Annotated in this window: 14 protein-coding genes, 1 tRNA gene and 1 pseudogene; 2 read left to right on the forward strand and 14 right to left on the reverse strand. The window is 55.8% G+C overall.

Annotation, left to right across the window (positions count from 1 at the left end):
• The 8 genes from fliF to Q8N04_06590 form a co-directional block, all read right to left on the reverse strand.
• Positions 1 to 1575 (reverse strand): flagellar basal-body MS-ring/collar protein FliF, encoded by a 1575-nt coding sequence (gene fliF / locus Q8N04_06555; GenBank protein MDP3090322.1) that lies wholly within the window; start codon positions 1573 to 1575, stop codon positions 1 to 3.
• Positions 1576 to 1612: 37 nt separating this feature from the next.
• Positions 1613 to 1918 carry a flagellar hook-basal body complex protein FliE gene (gene fliE, locus Q8N04_06560; protein MDP3090323.1) on the reverse strand — a complete coding sequence of 102 codons (306 nt, stop codon included), beginning with the start codon at positions 1916 to 1918 and terminating at the stop codon, positions 1613 to 1615.
• Positions 1919 to 1921: 3 nt separating this feature from the next.
• Complete coding sequence (gene flgC, locus Q8N04_06565; protein ID MDP3090324.1) at positions 1922 to 2371, reverse strand: flagellar basal body rod protein FlgC; 450 nt, start codon at positions 2369 to 2371, stop codon at positions 1922 to 1924.
• Between the two features lie 20 nt (positions 2372 to 2391).
• Positions 2392 to 2799, reverse strand: coding sequence for a flagellar basal body rod protein FlgB (gene flgB / locus Q8N04_06570; GenBank protein MDP3090325.1), 408 nt, complete (start codon positions 2797 to 2799; stop codon positions 2392 to 2394).
• Positions 2800 to 2944: 145 nt separating this feature from the next.
• Complete coding sequence (locus Q8N04_06575) at positions 2945 to 4351, reverse strand: sigma-54 dependent transcriptional regulator (GenBank protein MDP3090326.1); 1407 nt, start codon at positions 4349 to 4351, stop codon at positions 2945 to 2947.
• On the reverse strand, positions 4344 to 5648 hold the full coding sequence (locus Q8N04_06580; GenBank protein ID MDP3090327.1) for an ATP-binding protein: 1305 nt from the start codon (positions 5646 to 5648) through the stop codon (positions 4344 to 4346). The genes Q8N04_06575 and Q8N04_06580 overlap by 8 nt, the downstream gene beginning before the upstream one ends.
• Positions 5645 to 7810: a tetratricopeptide repeat protein gene (locus tag Q8N04_06585; GenBank protein MDP3090328.1), complete on the reverse strand. Its 2166-nt coding sequence runs from the start codon at positions 7808 to 7810 to the stop codon at positions 5645 to 5647. The genes Q8N04_06580 and Q8N04_06585 overlap by 4 nt, the downstream gene beginning before the upstream one ends.
• 162 nt (positions 7811 to 7972) lie before the next feature.
• On the reverse strand, positions 7973 to 9385 hold the full coding sequence (locus Q8N04_06590; GenBank protein MDP3090329.1) for a sigma-54 dependent transcriptional regulator: 1413 nt from the start codon (positions 9383 to 9385) through the stop codon (positions 7973 to 7975).
• A 163-nt stretch (positions 9386 to 9548) separates the two neighbouring features.
• Here Q8N04_06590 and Q8N04_06595 point away from each other — a divergent pair.
• Positions 9549 to 9623: transfer RNA gene (locus Q8N04_06595), tRNA-Thr, on the forward strand.
• A 467-nt stretch (positions 9624 to 10090) separates the two neighbouring features.
• On the opposite strand, the gene Q8N04_06600 is transcribed toward Q8N04_06595, so the two are convergent.
• The 5 genes and pseudogenes from Q8N04_06600 to Q8N04_06620 all read right to left on the reverse strand — a co-directional run bounded on the left by Q8N04_06600 (position 10091) and on the right by Q8N04_06620 (position 12801).
• Complete coding sequence (locus Q8N04_06600) at positions 10091 to 10813, reverse strand: tyrosine-type recombinase/integrase (protein MDP3090330.1); 723 nt, start codon at positions 10811 to 10813, stop codon at positions 10091 to 10093.
• Positions 10814 to 10848: 35 nt separating this feature from the next.
• Positions 10849 to 11316 carry a hypothetical protein gene (locus Q8N04_06605; GenBank protein ID MDP3090331.1) on the reverse strand — a complete coding sequence of 156 codons (468 nt, stop codon included), beginning with the start codon at positions 11314 to 11316 and terminating at the stop codon, positions 10849 to 10851.
• 55 nt (positions 11317 to 11371) lie between these two features.
• A complete protein-coding gene (locus tag Q8N04_06610; GenBank protein ID MDP3090332.1) occupies positions 11372 to 11785 on the reverse strand; it encodes a transposase in 414 nt (137 codons plus the stop codon).
• Positions 11786 to 11861: 76 nt separating this feature from the next.
• Positions 11862 to 12119: pseudogene (locus tag Q8N04_06615) on the reverse strand (transposase).
• A 367-nt stretch (positions 12120 to 12486) separates the two neighbouring features.
• The gene (locus Q8N04_06620; protein ID MDP3090333.1) at positions 12487 to 12801 is read right to left on the reverse strand and encodes a thermonuclease family protein; all 315 of its coding nucleotides are present in this window, start codon (positions 12799 to 12801) and stop codon (positions 12487 to 12489) included.
• Positions 12802 to 13291: 490 nt separating this feature from the next.
• On the opposite strand from Q8N04_06620, the gene Q8N04_06625 reads away from it, so the two are divergent.
• The gene (locus Q8N04_06625) at positions 13292 to 13753 is read left to right on the forward strand and encodes a hypothetical protein (protein MDP3090334.1); all 462 of its coding nucleotides are present in this window, start codon (positions 13292 to 13294) and stop codon (positions 13751 to 13753) included.
• A 37-nt stretch (positions 13754 to 13790) separates the two neighbouring features.
• On the opposite strand, the gene Q8N04_06630 is transcribed toward Q8N04_06625, so the two are convergent.
• Positions 13791 to 14297: a hypothetical protein gene (locus Q8N04_06630; GenBank protein ID MDP3090335.1), complete on the reverse strand. Its 507-nt coding sequence runs from the start codon at positions 14295 to 14297 to the stop codon at positions 13791 to 13793.
• Positions 14298 to 14315: the final 18 nt, after the last annotated feature.

Raw genomic sequence — 14315 nt, forward strand, 5'->3', positions numbered from 1 at the left:
CTAGGCATTGCCTTTCAACCACTGTTTCACGACCACCGCAGTGCCATCAGGATTCTTCCTGGCCATATCGACGATTTGAGCGCGACTGGCACTCGATTCCAGCGAGGCTTCCACGGCGCTGACGGGAGCGGGCAAGGCCGGCGAAGCGGCTTCCGCCGTCGTCGCATCCACCGCCGAGCCCCCCAGCATCGCAATGAGGGGCCGAACGACAAAGAAGAGAATGAGCAGGAATAACAAAGCTCCGACGCCATATCGCATATACGGCATCCAGGGTTGGGTGGTCTCTGCGACCGCCTCGACCGTCGCCGTCGCCGGTTCTTCAGGACCAAACCCGAATTGGACATTCACGACCTGAACCTGGTCCTGGCGTTCGGTCGAATAGCCCATCGCCTTTTTGACGATGTCTTCGATGCGCTTGAGGTCTTCTTCAGTTCTGGGAATATACTTCTTGACGACCTCCCCGGTCGGCTTGTCGGCCGTCTCCCCTTCCCCGGCTTTAGGCGTTTCGTAGGTGCCATCCACCAGGACCGCCACCGAAAGTTTCTTGATGGCCCCGATCGGCTCGACGATGCGGGAGACGGTACGGCTGATTTCGTAATTGACCGTTTCATTCTTCGTTTGCGTCGCATTGGAGCTCGTCTGCGTCGGCTCCGCTTCCGTCCCCGGAGGCACGTTGGATTGCACGCCCGGCACGCCGCCGGACAAGCCATTGACGCCGTTGGCCTTCTCTTGGCCGCGCTGTTCGCTCCGGACGACCTGCCCGTTGGGATCGTACCGCTCTTCCGTCGTTTCAACTTTCCGGAAATCGATCAGGCTGGAAACCCGGACCTCTGCCTTATTCACTCCGACGATTCGTTCGAGCATCGACTGAATCCGGCCTTCGATATCCTTTTCAATCGTGCGCTGATATTCGAGCTGTGTATTGGTCAGGCCGGCCGTTTCGTCCTGGGCCGTTGATGAGAGGAGATGGCCGTGGCCGTCGACGACGGTGATATCACGAGCCTGCAATCCTTCCACGCTGCTGGCCACCAGATGCACGACGCCCTGCACTTGCCCCTTGCTCAACGTTTGAGCATTTCTGAGTGAGACAACCACGGAGGCTCTGGGTCGCTCTTGCTCCGCGGCAAACAGCCGCCGTTCTGGAATCGCCAAATGGACGCGAGCGCGTTCCACTTCAGGCATCTGCGCAATCGTGCGCGCTAACTCTCCCTGGAGTGCGCGCCGGTAATTCAGCTTTTGAACGAATTCAGACATCCCGATGTTCGTGCGATCGAAAATCTCGTAGCCGACGCCGCCGCCTTTGGGGATCCCCTGGCTCGCCAACGTCAACCGCAGGTCATGGACTTGCGCGGTAGGAACAAGAATCGTGGCCCCTCCGCCCGTCGTGTCGTAGGGCGTCTTCGATTCCTTCAACTTATCGATTATCGACGAGGCATCTTCGCTGTTGAGATTCGTGAAGAGCACCTGCATATCCGGCTGTTGCGTCCACAGCGCGAGCGCAATCAAACCGGCGACTGAGCCCGCCAGCGCAACCAGGATGATCATGCGTTGATTGATCGAGAATTTCGAAAACATACAGCTGGTTTACCTCATCCGCCTCAACAGGCTTAGGTCACACTTGCATCCGCTGAATTTCTTCATAGGCCGTCACGAGCTTGTTGCGAATCTGCATCATCAGTTGGAACGAGACGTCGGCCTGCTGCAACGCGACCATCGTGCCATGGACATCCTGTGTTTGGCCGGTGACCAGGGCGTCGACGGCCTGATTGGCTTGCATCTGCACGTCATTCGCCTTGCCGATGGCGTTCTTGAGCGTATCCATGAACCCGCCTGGTCCGGAAGCTTCCGGAGCTCCGACCGGGGCGATTCTGTCCGTGATTGATGGAATAACCGGCGAGATGCCTTGAATAGGTGTCATGGTCTACCTCCCGATCTCCAGCGCCTTCGTCTTCATCGTCCGCATCGCATTAATCGCTTGCACGTTCGCTTCGTAGGCCCGCGAGGCGCCGATCATATTGACCATCTCCTCCATCACATTGACGTTGGGAAGACGGACAAACCCTTTCGGATCCGCATCAGGATGATGCGGATCATAGATCAACTGGCCCGGCTTCTGATCCTCGACGACGCGCGCCACCGCCACGCCTTCCAAGGCATGAGCCGTCGTGCCCATGGCGACCTGTCGAAACGCTTTTTGGAACGCACTGGGCACCGGAGCGGAGTGAAACACCACATCCCGGCGCTTGTAGGGTCCACCGCCGGGTGTCCGCGTGGACTGGGCGTTGGCCAGATTGCTCGCAATGACGTTGAGCCGACGCCGTTGAGCGTCCAACCCGGATACCGAAACCGCCATCGAATCAGACATATCCATCGTTGCGTCTCCTTTCTCAGTTAGCGGGCGTCGCGAATCGCGCTGAGCAGCTGGCGGAACCGTTGAGCGGCAATGGTTGCCGCCGTATTGTATTGCCCCGCGTTATCAGAGGACTTCGCCATCTCTAATTCCAGATTGACGGAATTCGCATCCATAGGAAGATCGCCGGCCGGCACTTCCGTCAGCTTCCCCGTGACGGTCTGATATCCCTGCCCGCGCAATCCGATATGGTGTCCTTGTGTCACCGCCATCGTGAGGGGGAATCGACCCTTGTGGGCCGCTTGCAGTTGTTGGGCGAACTGCAGATCGGAGGCGCGATACCCCGGCGTTTCCTCGTTGGCCAGGTTGGATGCAATTACCCGCTGCCTGGCGCTACGCAAATCGAGACTCCGATGTAGCAACTGCATGGTCTTATCGAGCAGTTCCATGGCCGCCTCCTCCTGTGTGAATACCCATCTCACGTTCCATAGCAACGTCGATGCCTAAGAATGCCCCGTCTATCGCCCGATCATTTCGCCGGCCTCGGCAAGGATTGCCGGGGCACAAGATGCCGATGGGAAGATCTGGCACCGGTCAGTGCTCCAACATCGTCAGCGGCTGTTCCGTCTCACGATATTCCCGAAGTTTATTCCTCAAGGTGCGGATGCTGATTCCCAGCTCTTTCGCCGCATGGGTCCGATTATCTTTTACCCGCGATAATGTCTTGAAAATGAGCTCCCGCTCCATTTCCCAGAGCGATCCGTTCACCGGAGTAGGCGCGCCGGCTGGAGCCGGGCTCGTGGATGCCACCTGATCCTGACGGGCCTCGGGAAGGTGCATCGGGAGAATGGTTCCCTGTCCGGCGAGCAAGACGGCGCGTTCCATCACATTTTCGAGTTCCCGTACGTTCCCTTTCCACGGCAGAGTTTGGAGATGCGCCACGGCTGCCTCGGACAAAGCCGGTTGAGCGACGCCATTTCTGACGGCGGAGGCGCCAGTAAAATGACGCGCCAGCAAGGCAATGTCGGCCGGCCGTTCTCTCAGCGGCGGGACGGTGATGGGAAATACGTTGAGCCGGTAATACAAGTCTTCTCGGAAGCGCCCTTGTTCCACTTCGCGATACAGGGTGCGATTCGTGGTTGCGATGACCCGAATGTTGACGGCGACGGGGTCCCGTCCGCCGATACGGTCGACTTCCCGTTCCTGCAAGACCCGCAGGAGCTTGGCCTGCAAGCCTAAGTTCATTTCGCTGATTTCATCCAAGAGAATGGTGCCGGTGTGCGCCATTTCAAACTTGCCGATCTTCTTCATCATGGCACCGGTAAACGCGCCTCGCTCATGCCCGAAGAGCTCGCTTTCCAGCAAACCATCCGGCAGGGCGGCGCAATTCACGGCAATGAACGGCCGGTGGGCGCGGGGGCTGCGTGTATGGATGAACCGGGCCAGCAATTCCTTTCCGGTGCCGCTCTCTCCATTGATCAAGACGGTCGCTTGACTGGCGGCCACGCCCTCTACGGTGCTGAGCAACCGGATCATGCCGGGGTCTTGAGTCAAAATCGCGCGCCCTTCCACGGCCGTCGACGTCCCGGGCGATTCGAGATCCCGTCCTTCCTTGAGGTTCGTGATGACCCGTTCAAGTAAATCCATGGAGAACGGCTTCAGTATGTAGTCACTCGCCCCGAACTTCATCGCATCAACGGCCGTCTCCACGGTCCCATAGGCCGTCATGAGGACAATCACCGTCTGCGGGGCGCGCGCCTTAATGTCTTTGATAAGATCCAATCCGGTGATGCGCGGCATCTTTAGATCGGTAATGACCAGCCAGGGACGGAAGCGTGTGACGCGTTCCAGCGCATCGGCCCCATCGATCGCCCCTTGCACCTCATATCCCAGTCGTCGCACGGACTCCATGAGCGCCGTACGCATCGAGGGTTCATCGTCGACGATCAGAATGCGGTCATGGCTCTCAGAGCCTTCCATTGCGGTCTCACGGTCATTCATGGGCGCGTTCCTCCATCATCTCAACATGGGCGACAGACTCCGGATCGGGAGACGGTCTCTCCTCCTCACCATTCCATCCATGAGATCCTTCATCTGCCATGGAGGGTTCCATCGGATGAGGCAGCAGGATCGTAAAGGTCGTGCCTTCCCCAAGCCGGCTCTCGACATCGATCCGCCCATGATGGGCATCGATGATCGCATGCACAATCGCCAGGCCGAGCCCGGTTCCCTCATCCTTTGTCGTAAAAAACGGATCGAATATTCTGGACCGATGGGCCGGATCGATCCCGGGGCCGTTATCGGTGATCGTCATGCAGATTGCATCCGCACCAAGAGCCTGATCGTCCGCCTTCACGAGCTTGAGCGTCAGAATGCCTCCGGTGGGCATGGCTTGAATGGCGTTCAAGATCAGATTCAACACCGCTTGCTTGAACTGCCCTTCGTTGCACCAGATCGCCGGAATACGGGGATCGAGATCCAGCCGAATATCCACAGGGGTCTTGGTAATAGCGTGGGCCGCGAGGGTCAAGGCATCCAACACCAGCGTTTCAACGGTCTGCCACCCGCGCGCGGTCCGTTCGGGTTGGGTATAGATCAACAAATTCGACAGCAAACGATCCAGGCCATGGACCGCCTGAGAAATCTGTTCAGCATAGGTCAGGCTGGCAGGCTGCTCTTGCAGATCGCGCCGCAACATGGACGCGAACAGCTCGATGCTGCCCAGCGGGTTGCGAATCTCATGGGCGATGCGGCCGACCATTTCACCCATGGCGACGAGGCGGTGCTGGCGCTGCAGGCGTTCCTCCAATTGACACATCTTGGTGACATCGTGAATGAGGATCAGTTGACCGGACGACTGTCCCGCAGAGGTCTCCAATGAACGTTGGGCAATGGTCAGTACATGAGACTCATGCCGCTGAGGCTGTTCGCTCACGGTGAGCTGGAGGTCAGCCAATAGCTCGCTGGCGGATTGCCCCCGAAGCGCATCGGCGTGGCGACCGAGCAGCAGACTGGCCGCCGCGTTCACTCGCGTCACACGACCGCCGAGATCCAGCACCAGGACGCCCGTCGTCAGGGAGTCCAGAATTCCGCTCAGGTGTGTCCGCATCGCTTCATTGTCCTGAAGCTGCAGCCGCAAGGCGGCATTGCTCTGCGAGAGTTCCGCATCCATCTGCTCAATGCGATCCGTCAGCGTGGAGTAGGACTGTTGCAGCGTATGCGCCGCTTGGTCAAACGTGTGAAAGGCCTCCTGAAGCAGGTCTCGCTCAGCGGGATGTAATGCGGTTGACATGGTCATAGTCCCTCCTGCGGCAACTGCCGCTCCTGTTTAATGCTTTCATGGAATGAGCTGGAAAACCTGGTCACGAGCGAGTCGTCGGTCTGTCCGAGTTCCGCGAGCGCCACCGTGGCGCGATCGTGTTGCTTCAAGGCCTGCCAGCCACGGACAATCTGCAGGCGAGCCCATTGGAGCTGAGACTGATCGGGCTTCTTATCGACGACGGCGTGGTAGACGTCGATGGCCTCTTGATATCGCTTCATCTGTGCCAGCAGATCGGCATAGTTGAGCAGAGCGACGATGGTCTTCGGTGCACCTGCTTTAAACGCCTCTTCCGTCGCAATCACCGCTTCCTCATGCTTGTTGAGACGCAGGAACACTGTGGCCATCTGCTGATACATCCAGGGCCGCTCCGGGTGCTTGGGATGGTGGAGCATCCAGGCCCGACAGAAATGCAGCAGCCCGGCCAAATCCCCTTCTTCCGCCATGGTCTGGACAAGCAGATGGAGCGCTTCCTGCTCAAATCGGCCGGCAGGATACTCCAAACGATAGCGTTCCAAGACTTTTCTGGCCGCCGCGGTATCGCGTTGCGCGAGATACACCTTTGCCAGCCCCAGGAGCGCCTGTTCAGTGACCAGAGGGCGCTTGGTCCCTTTCGCCATCAGTTGATAGAGACGACCGGCTTCTGTCGTAAATCCTAGACGATCGTGCGCTTCGGCAATTTCGAGCAAGAGCGGTGAAGACAGATAGTGCCGTTCAGCAGCGGGCCCATGGCGATGAAAAAGCGTGGTCAGCGTCAAATCGTCGTGCGATTTCACCGCGGCTTCCATCCAGGGATGCAAGATGATGGCGAGCCGGTCGCCGGCTCTGACCGGCCAGGGATCGTCGGGTCCCGCACTGCTCCGATTGGCGACCTGCTGATAGGCAATCAACGCCGGTGCAATCTCGTCAGACTGTTCAAGACGCGCGGCCACATGAAACAGCGCTTCACTGCCGATGGCATCATGATCATGTTCTGCGGCAATCACCTGCATGCGTTTGATATAGTCGGCCACGTTCTGATCCGGAGAGGGGGTGTCATACATGAGCCCCGCGGTATTCCGCTTCACCGGATTGTTACCGGCTGCGACCTTCTGCTCCACTCTCAGGGTGGCCAGGCGGACAGTAGCTAACGCCGCTTGTGGGCTGTCCGCGTAGTGGGTCGAAATATATCCGTAAAATAATTCTGCGCTTGGCAGGTGCTTCGAGGACTGAAGACTATCCGCCAATCGCAAGAGCATGGTTGACGCATCCTGGTGAGCGGGATAGAGATTGTAAAACTGCAGCAGCAAGCCCCGGCCGATCACCTCATGGTGCAAATCCAGTTGAATCCAGGCATAGCGTCCCAGGGCGAGCGGATTCATTCGCAGGGCCTTTGGCCAGCGTCGATACGCCAAGTCATACATGGCCGACGCATCGTGAACCCGTCGTTGATGGAAAAAAGAAGCGGCGAGTCCCACGGTGGCATGCAGTAGAATTTGATCGTGACTGCTTCGCTTCCGCAAATCCTCGAACGTGAGCTCAGCATCCCTCCATTTACCCAGAGCCAACGCGGTATAGCCGATGCCTAACAACGCCCGCTCCCCGTCGGGCGTTTGAGCATTATGCGACAGCGCCCGTTCGTATAAGGATTGCGCTTCCTGATGCCATCCTTGCGAGAGATACACATCGGCCATGCGCCATTCCGCACGTTTCGCGTTTAGGGATTGAGGGTAATCGCGTAACAGCGTCTTGTATCGGTCAAGCGCTTCCAGCCGGTTGCCATTCGACGTGCTTTCCTTCAAAGCGGTCTCGGCAAGGAAAGTCATCGCCGTGGGAGTCAGCGCGCTTTCCGGTTGTTGGGAAACCACTTTTTCGAATAGCCGGCGCGCTTGAGCCCACTCCCCCCTGCCATAGGCGTTGATGCCTTCCTGCAAGGCCAGCGCATCCATTCCTTGCGATTGCCCTTCGAGCCGCGGTCCGTCATCCGGCAAGATCGAGAAAGCGAGTTCAGTCGATTCGGATGCCTGAGTCGGAGTGGATGTCGCTGCTGCCGGAGGACCAGCATGGACCAGCGCGATGTTTCCGGGCGCCAGCGGTCGCAGGCAAAACCAGGCCAGAAGAAACAGGGTCAGTTGTGTCCAAGATCGGTGTGATGAGTACACGGCAAGGCTACTTCAGCAAAGACCGTGCCTTTAGCCTCGCGGGGCGGATTTGTTTGAATATCCGGCAGGACGGAGGGGATTCAGCTGATAGGACGAGTCGACCGTCAATTTGGTCGACAAGTATTTATGAGGGTCGTCAACGATTTGACGGCAGCGAACGGATTAATTCGGCAGCGCTTCGACGCGGGATTTCGAGTCGATCCCTCTGCGCTTCAACTTCTCAACGAGTGTCGTGCGATTGACGTGGAGCAGCTGCGCCGCGCGTGCGGTGACGCCATTCGCCTTCCGCATGGCTTCGCCGATCAATTGATTCTCGTATTGCTCAACTTCATTGGACAGATGAATTCCGTCTTCGGTAAAGCGGATGAACTGGTCCTTCATCTCGGGCTGACTTGCCGTTTTCTTGTGCAGCTTCTCGGGCAAGTCGGCAACGGTCAAGAGCCCCTGTTTCTTGAGCACGACCAAACGCTCGATCATATTTTCCAGCTCGCGAATATTCCCGGGCCAATGAAACGCCGTCAACACCTCCAGCGCCTCAGGGGCAAACCCCGTGATGGCGGTTTGTTTCATATGATTGAAGCGTTTCAGGAAATGTTCGATCAGCAAGGGAATATCGCTTTGCCGATCGCGCAATGGCGGGGTAACGATCGGAATGACGTTGAGGCGATAAAAGAGATCTTGCCGGAACCGCTTCTCTTCGACCATTTTCTCCAGGTCCTGGTTGGTGGCCGCGACAATCCGGACATCGACTTGAATCGTCCGACTTCCTCCTACCCGCTCAAAGGATCGTTCTTGTATCACCCTCAGCAATTTGACCTGGAGCGAGAGACTCATTTCGCCGACTTCGTCGAGGAAGATCGTTCCGCCATTGGCCAGTTCGAATCGGCCCATTCGCGTCTGGGCGGCACCGGTAAAGGCGCCTTTTTCATGCCCGAACAGTTCAGATTCGAGCAACGTTTCCGGAATGGCGCCGCAGTTGACCGGAACCATCGGGCGATCTTTGCGGGAACTGTTGAAGTGGAGCATCCGTGCCACCAACTCTTTTCCCGTTCCGCTTTCTCCCTGAATCAAGACGGTGCTGTCGCTGTCAGCGACTTTTTGGACAAAGTCCAAGACCTGCTGCATCGGTTCGCTGACGCCGATCAATTGCTCGAGGCGGTACTGCTCGCGCACGGCTTTCCGGAGAAATTGGTTTTCCTGGCGAAGACGTTGGAACTCGATGGCTTTTTTCACCACCACCACGACGGTATCGGGATCGAAGGGCTTCGTCACAAAATCGAATGCGCCCGCTTTCATGGCCTGGACCGCACACTCAACGGTTCCAAATCCGGTCATGACGATAGGAATGATTTTCGAGTCAATCCTGGTCACTCGCTCAATGACTTCGAGGCCGTTAAAGTCGGGCAGCTGGAAGTCCGTGACCAGGATCTGAACAGGATGCTCTTTGACGACTTGCATGCCGGTCGTGGCATCGGCGGCGACTGAGACGGTATATCCTTCAGAAGACAGGGTCTCCTGCAGCACATCACGCACCGCTTGGTCGTCGTCAATGATTAAAACATGAGGAGCAGTCATCAGGTGTTTATTCCGACGTGAGGGTAAAATGAATGCGCTTAGGATAAAGATCCTGCGTTATCAATGCAAGCATGACGAAGCATCAAAAGCTGAACGCCAGCCACATGTTTCTTGCCCTATTCCTTGACAGAATATTTGGTGAGTTGCTAGGGTGCGCGAAGTGGCTGGCGTAGCTCAATGGCAGAGCAGCGGTTTTGTAAACCGCAGGTTGGAGGTTCAATTCCTCTCGCCAGCTCCATAAAATCCGCTGACGATTCAACCTCTTTGCAGTTTACAGAACCGCTGCTCTCCCCACTCAATTCAGCCATTGTAACCGCGATTGTAACCGTCTGTTTTTCGAAATAGGCTGACAGCGACCGTGCAGCCTGTTCGAGGTCTTTCTCGTTCACGATGTTGTACCGATCAAAGACACTCCTGGTCTTATGACCGGAGATCGCCATCGCCACCTTTTCGGGCACTCCGGCACGTACCATGTTCCGTACGGCGGTCCGTCTGAAATCATGGGGAATCTTGCCCTTCCAGACCTTCCGGCCTTTCTGGCATCCTTCTCCATCTGTCCAAGTCCCACTGCCTCACAAGCCTTTCGCCACGAGTGCAGGAGAGTTTGGAGTCGAATCCCGCCCCGATGACAGATCCAGGGACAAGCCGGTCATTTCAGGTCACAGCGGCTTTTCCATCTCTGTAGGACACGATACAGATCACCGGTCAGAAAGAGAACGCGGGGGTATTGGTCTTGGTATCCTGCGCTTGAAGGAAGAGTTTGCCTTCCGTCCAATTAATCTGACGCCACTGAAGAGAGCAGACTTCGCCCATCCTCATACCGCTGTAATAGGCAAGACTGACGGCAACCTGTGCGTAATCGGGTAACGCGCCTCTGAGCGCTAGGAAATCTTCATGTTCTAAGAACCCCGATCGTGTGTTGTGCTCTTTCAACTGTGGGATATGGGGAATTCGAGCCACCAGTTGCGGAGTCTGCTCAAACCCCAACTTGAATATTCGCTTGAGGTATCCAAGTTCGCGATTAATCGTACCGTTTGCGGCACCCTGACTCTGGCGCTTGACGATGTACGCTTTCACTCGCTCAGTCGTGATTCTGACTGCACGCATCTTCCCGAAAAATGGCTTGAGATGGAGCATATATTCGCCGATGCGGCGCAGCGTCTTTCGTTTATTCAGTTGGTAGTCCTGCTTCACTAAATCTGCAAGGTCTTCGAACTTGGTTCGCTCAACTCTTGGTCCACGATACAGCCCTTTTGCAACGTCCCCCTCCTTCTCCTTGAGGAGCCTCTTGGCTTCTTCTCTGTCGATTGTCTTCGTACTCTCCTGAATCGGCCTGCCTTCAATGTAGTACTTGATCCAGTACGGGCCGGCCTCGATCAACTTATGCGATGCAGGATCTCTCTGCTTCCTGCGGTAGATCATGCCCATCCCCAACCTCCATTTTGCAACATCGTTGGGTGGGGTCATTGCTTGACTTTGCACTGCTCCATCGCCTGTCGCTGTTGCAGCGTGAGGGGCGTGGATTCGATCGCGGCTTGAATTTTCGAGATTCGCGACACGGACACGCCAAATCGCACCGCCACCGTATTCAGTGGTTCATTCGCTGCACGTCGCAACAACCAAACAGCGGTTTGATAGGCTTCTCGATGCGTCCGCGCCACCACAGCCGTTGTTGGAATCCCATACACATCTGCCACGCGGGTCATGATCTCGTCCGCTTTCAGCCGTGTAGGATCGGTTTGGGTCCGAGGCACATTCGCCGGTCGCCGCTCCGGCACGAGTGCGGCCATCCGTTCGCGAAAGGCTGGGCTGCCGAGAAAGATCTGGCCGGTGATCTGAGACCACGGTGACGGACGACCGATGCCGCCAACCACGAAGCGCTCGTACGCATGCCGAGCCGTGTCCAGGTCCACATCAAAAAGGCTGAGCACGCCCGCAACATCAAGCCATGGCAGCGCGATTCTCAGGCCTGCCGTCGCCTGATAACTACTCCAGCTCCAGTCCTGTGGCGCAGGCACTATCCCCGCACGGATCGGATTCAAGACGACATACCGACAGAGCTCCAACAGATAGCTTTCCCGCTCGACCACTCTTGAATCGGCCTTGGAGTAGATGGCCGACCCGCTGATGACGCCAATTGAAACGCTGGGTATAGCTCCCATTTAAGCACCGCATTCCGCGACTCAAGTTCGCTTCCTGGGTTTCGATCAAGAGGTGATAGTGATTGTCCATCAGGCAATAGGCATAGCACCGCCAGCGCTGCTGGAGAATTTCTTGACCAAACAATTTCACGAAATGCTGCCGGTCGGCCTCGTCATGAAAGATTGTTTGCTGGTCATTCCCGCGAGCCGTGACGTGATAGAGGGCACCAGGATATTCAAGCCGCAGTTGGCGAGCCATGACCGCGGAGCCTAGGTGGGGCGAGGTGCAAAGTCAAGCAATGACCCCATATCTTTTCACATATCTTTTCTGCGGCTTTTTTTAAGATATCGCGCTCCGCCTTCAACTTGATGACTTCACGGCGAAGCCGGGCGAGTTCCGCCTGCTCAGGTTTCATCTGCCCCTGGCCCGGAAAGGCCTGTGCCGCGTCGGCGGCAGACTCCTGCACCCATCGGCGCAACACCGAGCCCTGCACGCCCAAATCCCGTGCAGCTTGCGCCACCGTCACTCCGCGCTCCTGGATTAACTTCACCGCCTCAATTTTGAACTCTCGCGTAAACTTCCGTCGCTCCATGACCTACCTCCGATTTCATTCATACACCTAACTCGGTGTCTTTGAAACCGGCAGCAGCCCACTCTGGCGGGTCACTCTGCAAGGTCGATTCAATGTTGGGATGATTGAAATAGTTATCTAGATTTGTCGGATCTTCACAATACACCTCATGAAGGCGTGGAAATGTACTTGCCCACGTGTTTGGATTAATCATGATCCCGTCACCGTGCCTTTCGATATACCCATGGTGGCATGAGGGAAGGATCAGCCTACAAGCCCCGCTGGGCCTCTTGCGCTTTGTTCTCTAGCCCTTCCAGCACCGTATCCCCCGACGCATATTTTCTGTACCATCAGCACCAACTCTGCTTCACAAGTTCCTGATTGAGGTTCATGCCCCTGGAAGGATTACATCCCCAATGGTGCGTTTGTACTTGTCGTGACCGTGAGTCTGGATGGTAACTTCTTTCCCAAAGGCAAGGTCAGAGGCGGTGTGCTTGGCCTTCTGCCCAAAAGCTTGGCCTTTCTCCGGGCAGTCGATCCCGCTGAGGCGGATACGTTCCGAGTGTCGGTTGTGCAGGACTTCAATGGTGTCGCCGTCGAGGACAGAGATGACATGCCAGGACAGTTCGCCGGCATAGAGACATAAAGACAGCAACAGAAGGAATAAGATGATATGAGCCGTTTCGACTCCTGCAGATTTCACATAAGCCGCCTTCCTCGCTATACTGATCCTGGCATTCAAGAAGGAATGTGTAGTTCGGGTGCCCATTGCGGACTGCACGGAGTCATGTAGGAGCCTGTACGGAAACCTCTATCTTCGTACTCTGGAACACGTGTGATCATGTATTTGATTTGATACGTATTCTGCTCGACCAGCACTTGGCCGAGTATCACTAATGCTCCTCTCTGGTACGATGGGCGGTCTCCGGCCCCTAGCGCGAACAAATAAACTGTATGCTCGCCAGGTTTTGTCTTGTTAGGTCGCACTATCATTACTGCCTCTTCATTAACTTCTCCATTCGCCAACTTTGGACATAGCTTGGTGCCAACGGACAGATAGACCGGCACGGTACTAACTGAGCCGCAGGATGCTGTGACAAAAAGAAACGCCATTAGCACATTACGACTGGAACACATAGAATATTCCTCTACGCACTGGCCAGTGCGTCCTTTCTATCTCGGAGATTGAAAACATGGAAAGATCCATTTCAATTGCGGCAATACTGTTTGGGGCTTTACTGACCTCGGAAATTGCCGTAGCAGAAGATGAAATATGTAAAGATGATGGAGGCAAGATTGTAACGTCGTCTCGAAATCCCAAGCAAGAAATCGTCTTGGGGCTTGTTAACATGGAGGCCATTATGGATGCTCCGCTGGAGAGCTGCATACAAATGAGCGGCCCAATTAAAATAGAAGGAATCCAATTCAGCGAAAGCGGCAAAACGCTAGAAACTTTTTGGTTTACAGATAAGCGTAGTACTCGCTGGGTGGTCCCAACAAATATCGACCAAATGAAACTAGCATCTGAACGAAGTAAAGCGAGCGACTTTATTAAAACGGGAAAGCAGTATTTTGTTCACATCCAAGTATGCGGAAGCGGGGGCTTCCCTAGCCTTGTCAATATTTACGACATGTCTCCATTTGGCAGTAAATGATAGATTCGCGGCAAACCCGCCCTCTCTGTAATAGCACTTATGGAGCCGATGGCGGTTTTGGCTCCCCGCTTGCGTGATACCAACCGAGTGCTTCGCCTACCGCTCCGATTAGTCCAGCTATTCCTGCAACAATGTACTGAAGCATTTCGCTAGGAGGATTTGAAACATTTTCTCTCAATAATTTGATCACGAACCAACATATTGCGCCGAAAATGGCTGAAAAGGCGATTCCTCGTGCGAGGCGGCCGACAACCTGATTGAAAGCTACGGCTAGTGCCGCTACTAAAAGTGTGGCAGCTGCCCAGGAAACCCAAAACGCGTCACCTGAAAGTCGTTCGTTAAAGTGCTGGTAAAGGAGAAAGACAATGCCACCAGCAACTAGAAGACTCCAGCCTATAAGACTTAATCCCTCCGCAGATCTGTGGGCCTCCCCTTTCTCTGTGTCTGAGAGCGCATTCCAACGCGCTAGTGCTTCCTGATATTTAATCAAGTCGGCTTCGTACTTAAGCTTACGTCTTTGAAACTCCAAATACTTGTCTTCCATGACGTCAACTCTTTTTGA

Source organism: Nitrospira sp., assembly GCA_030692565.1.
In the GTDB taxonomy this organism is placed as follows: domain Bacteria; phylum Nitrospirota; class Nitrospiria; order Nitrospirales; family Nitrospiraceae; genus Nitrospira_D.